The sequence below is a fragment of the Luteitalea sp. genome (genome assembly GCF_044337415.1).
Lineage (GTDB): Bacteria > Acidobacteriota > Vicinamibacteria > Vicinamibacterales > Vicinamibacteraceae > Luteitalea.
Map to the genome: position 1 here is coordinate 1 of NZ_JBIINP010000283.1, position 4,403 is coordinate 4,403.

Below are 4,403 nucleotides of genomic sequence, written 5' to 3' on the forward strand. Positions count from 1 at the left end.
CGGCGCGCGGCGTCGCGGGCGACACCGCACCCGATCACGCCTCCGCCCACCACGAGGACATCGAACGCCTGGCGATGGAGGTCTGCGGCTCTCATGGCCTTCTCGTGATCAGGCGGGCTGCGCCTGGCGGGCGCCCGCGCGGATGCGGGCGAGGCTCTCGTCGTGGCCGAGCAGCTCGATGGTCTCGAACAGCCCTGGGCTGACCGTGCGGCCGACCAGCGACACGCGCACCGCCTGCATGAAGGCGCCGGCCTTCACGCCGCCCGCTTCGGCGGTGCCCCGCACCACCTCCTCGATCGACGGCGCATCGAAGGTCGACAGATCGGCAAGCCGGTCCGCGAGCGTCTCGAGGTGCGGCGCCATCTCCGTCGTGAGGTGCTTGGCGGCGGCCGCGGGATCGAAGGTGACCGGGCGGACGATGGGGCCGAGGCCCTCGGGGATGTCGCCGAGCCGCTTGGCACGCGGGCGCAACAGGCCCAGGGCACGGACGAGCCACGGCCGCGCGTCGCCGTCGTAGGCGTCGCGCCACAGCCCTGCCTCGACCAGCCACGGACGCGCCTGCGCGATCAGCGCGTCGTCTGGCAGCACCATGATGTGCTGGTTGTTCATCCACTCGAGCTTCTCGGGGTTGAACACCGCGTTGCCGCCGCTGATGCCCTCGAGATCGAAGCGCTCCACGAGCTCGGCGGCGCTGAAGAGTTCCTGGTCGGTGCCGGGCGACCATCCGAGCAGCGCGAGGAAGTTCACCATCGCCTCGGGCACGATGCCCTGCGCGGAGTACTCCATCACCGACGTCGCGCCGTGACGCTTGCTGAGCCGCTTCTTGTCGGGACCGAGGATGAGCGGGACGTGCGCGAAGCCGGGCACCGGCACGCCGAGGGCTTCGTACAGCAGCACCTGTTTCGGGGTGTTCGAGATGTGGTCGTCGCCGCGGATCACCTGGGTGATCTGCATGTCCATGTCGTCGACCACGACGGACAGGTGGTAGGTCGGGTAGCCGTCGGAGCGGAGGATGACGAAGTCCTCGAGCCCGGCGTTGTCGAAGCCGATCTCGCCGTGCACGGCGTCCGGAAACACGGTGCGTCCCTCGGACGGCACGCGGAAGCGGATGGCGCGCGGCATGCCCGCGGCCTCACGCGCGGCGACCTCATCGGCGGAGAGCGTGACGCTGGTGTCCTCGTACGACTTGGGCCCGAAGGTCTCGGGCGTCTCCTCGCCGTCGGCGGTCTTGGCCTTGGGCGCGGCGGTGCGGTAGTCGTAATACGCGTGTCCGCTCGCCACGAGTTGCGCGGCGACGATGCGGTAGCGGTCGAGGCGTTGCGACTGGAAGTAGGGGGCGTGCGGCCCGCCGACCTGCGGCCCCTCGCCCCACGTCAGGCCGAGCCAGGTCATGCCGTCGAGGATGCCCTGCACCATCGCGTCGGACGACCGCTCCATGTCGGTGTCCTCGATGCGTAGGACGAACGTGCCGCGCGTGCGCCGCGCGAGCAGCCAGTTGAAGAGGGCCGTGCGGGCGCCACCGACATGGAGGTAGCCCGTGGGCGACGGCGCGAAGCGGACGCGGAGCGGAGCAATCGACACTGGAGTGAGATGTTACTGGAGTGGAACCGCCTTCGCCTTCGGCTTCGGCGGGTCAGGCCGCTTTGCCTCAGCTTCGGCGGGTCAGGCCGCTTGCCTTCGGCTTCGGCGGGTCAGGCCGCTTGCCTTCGGCTTCGGCGGGTCAGGCCGCTTTGCCTTCGGCTTCGGCGGGTCAGGCCGCTTTGCCTCAGCTGCGGCGAGTCAAGGCACGTCGCGAGCCTGCATGGGCCTTGGTGACAGGGCTTGGGGCCACAACGGGCAAGGTTTGCCGACGCGGCCGGTGAGCCTGTCGCCGGCATCAGCGCCTGCCCAGCCGAAGCGGCCCCGCGAACCGGTCACGGCTCAGGGCGAAGCCGGTCGAAGCGGCCCCGCGAACCGGTCACGGCCAAGGGCGAAGCCCAGCCGTAGCGTTCGCGGAGCCTGTGCAGGCGAACGCGAAGGCTGGCGGTGAGGGAGGGATTCGAACCCTCGGTACAGGTTTAAGCCCGTACAACGGTTTAGCAAACCGCCGCCTTAAGCCTCTCGGCCACCTCACCACATCCGGCGGACGTCGCGTCAAGAAGACCCGCACGCGACGGAAAAGCATAGCACCGGCGTAGGGTGGGCGCCATGTGGGGCCGGCCCGCAATGCATCCGCCTCAGCATGTCGGGGTCGCAGGCCCGAGCACCACCTCATGTAGCGGTCCTGGCGAATACCTGAGTTTGTGGCGGTCGCGGCGCCGTTGGTGAATCGAGCCGTTCCAGGCGGTACCATGCGGCCATGCCGCGACCGCAGCCCGCCCGAGCGCAGCCGTCACTCGATGCCGCGACGCGCCTCGCCGTCGAACGGACGCGCCTGGCCTACGAACGCACGCTGATGGCGTGGGTGCGCACGTCGGCGTCGCTGATCACGTTCGGCTTCACGCTGTACAAGTACTTCCAGTTCGAGAGGGCCGGGATGGTGGAGGCGCCGCGCCAGGTGTGGCTCGGCCCACGGCAGTTCTCGCTGCTGATGGTCGGCGTCGGTGTCGGCACGCTCGCCCTCGCGCTCGTCCAGCACCGCCACAGCCTCGCGGTGATGCGCGAGGAGTACGGCGACGGCATGCCGCGCTCCACCGCCAGCATCACCGCCCTCGCCTTCATCGGCCTCGGCCTGACCGCCATCGTCGCCATCCTGCTGCGGCAATAGAACGGGCACGCAGCGTCACGTGGCAGCTGCTTGCTCCGCGGTGCGGGTCCGCTCGCGATCGATCTGGTCCCGGGTGGCGCCGTGTGTGTCGCGGATGGCCTCGACGAACGCGAGCGCCACTTCGCCCTCGCCCGATCGCGCGTGGTCGGCGCCCGACGAGTCGAAGGGCTCAGCTATACAGCGTGTAGCCGAAGCGACCCGCCAGCCAGGCCTCGCCAGTCGCGTCGTTGTGATGCGAGTCGATGTGCTCCTCGCGGACGTGTGCGTACCGGCCGCCGAGTCGCGTCATCTCCTCGAGGATGCGTGTGTGGACCGTGGCCATCAGGTCCTGCTCGCAGCGCGTCCACAGCTCGTCGCGCCGCGACATGCGGCCGGACACGTGCACGCTCACGGCCTCGACGATGTGATCGCCCATGATTTCCGCGTCAAGGGGTGGAAGGTCGCGGTGCCAGAAGATCGTGTTGGTCATTACTCGGGTATCGGGGAACGGGTATCGGGGAGCGGGGAGGCGCAAGCGGAAGCGGGAGCGCTACCCGTCACCCGCTCCCCGCTGCCCGTTCTTCTACTTGCCGTACGCAATCCTGTAGATGACGTCCGACTTGTCGTCGCTCACGAGGAGCGACCCGTCGGGGAGCGGCTGCACGTCTGCCGGGCGGCCCCAGGCGTCGTTGCCCTGCAGCCAGCCGTGCGCGAAGGGCTTGTAGCCCGTCACGGTGGCCTTGTCGTCCATCGTGACCATCGAGATGCGATAGCCGACCGGCGTGCTGCGGTTCCACGAACCGTGCTCGGCGACGAACAGCTGGTTCCGGTACTCGGCGGGGAACGCCGTACCCGTGTAGAAGCGCGCGCCGATCGAGGCGACGTGCGCGCCGAACCTGTGCGCCGGCTTCGTGAACTCGCTGCACGGCCGTTTCGATCCGAACTCGGGATCCGGAATGTCGCCGCCATGGCAGTACGGGAACCCGAAATCCAGGCCCGGCGTCGGCGCGTGATTCAGCGTGTCGGGCGGCACATCGTCGCCCAGCATGTCGCGGCCGTTGGAGGTGATGAAGATCGACTTGGTCAGCGGGTGCCAGTCGAACCCGACGCTGTTGCGGATGCCGTGCGCCCAGATCTCGCGGCCCGTGCCGTCGGGCTTGATGCGCGTCACCGTGGCGAAGATGGGGTTCTCGGCGCGCTTGTCGCACACGTTGCAGGGCGCGCCGACCGGCACGTACAACCATCCGTCGGGGCCGAAGGCGATGAACTTCCAGCCGTGGTGCCCCTCGGTGGGATAGGTGCTGGTGACGAGCACCGGCTTGGGCGGTGCGGCGAGCTTCGCCTCGATGTCGTCGAACCTGTAGATCTTGCTGACATCGGCGACGTAGAGCGCGCCGTCCCTGAACGCGACGCCGCTGGGCTGGTCCAGGCCCTTGGCGATCACGTAGGTGCGATCGGCCTTGTGATCGCCGTTCGTGTCGACGACGGCGTGGACGAGCCCGGCTTGCCGGCTGCCCACGAACACCGTGCCCTTGCTCCCCACGGCCATCTGTCGGGCGTTCTTCACGCCCTGCGCCCAGATGCTGATGGTGAAGCCGGGCGGCAGCGTGATCTTCTCGAGCGGCAAGGCCTTCGACGAGGACCTCGCCTGCTGCGCGTAGAGGGCGACGACGCCGAC

The 4,403-nt window shown here is 69.1% G+C and carries 4 protein-coding genes and 1 tRNA gene; 1 reads left to right on the forward strand and 4 read right to left on the reverse strand.

The window, feature by feature from the left end; genetic code table 11:
- Positions 1 to 108: 108 nt before the first annotated feature.
- Positions 109 to 1,575, reverse strand: coding sequence for a glutamate--tRNA ligase (gene gltX / locus ACIRDX_RS20935; RefSeq protein ID WP_396627380.1), 1,467 nt, complete (start codon positions 1,573 to 1,575; stop codon positions 109 to 111).
- A 445-nt stretch (positions 1,576 to 2,020) separates the two neighbouring features.
- Positions 2,021 to 2,114: transfer RNA gene (locus ACIRDX_RS20940), tRNA-Ser, on the reverse strand.
- Positions 2,115 to 2,338: 224 nt separating this feature from the next.
- Here ACIRDX_RS20940 and ACIRDX_RS20945 point away from each other — a divergent pair.
- Complete coding sequence (locus ACIRDX_RS20945; protein WP_396627377.1) at positions 2,339 to 2,746, forward strand: YidH family protein; 408 nt, start codon at positions 2,339 to 2,341, stop codon at positions 2,744 to 2,746.
- Between the two features lie 169 nt (positions 2,747 to 2,915).
- On the opposite strand, the gene ACIRDX_RS20950 is transcribed toward ACIRDX_RS20945, so the two are convergent.
- Together ACIRDX_RS20950 and ACIRDX_RS20955 are read right to left on the reverse strand one after the other, a co-directional pair.
- Positions 2,916 to 3,215 (reverse strand): hypothetical protein, encoded by a 300-nt coding sequence (locus ACIRDX_RS20950; protein ID WP_396627378.1) that lies wholly within the window; start codon positions 3,213 to 3,215, stop codon positions 2,916 to 2,918.
- A gap of 93 nt (positions 3,216 to 3,308) precedes the next feature.
- A partial coding sequence (locus tag ACIRDX_RS20955; protein ID WP_396627379.1) for a PQQ-dependent sugar dehydrogenase occupies positions 3,309 to 4,403 on the reverse strand: 1,095 nt, incomplete at its 5' end.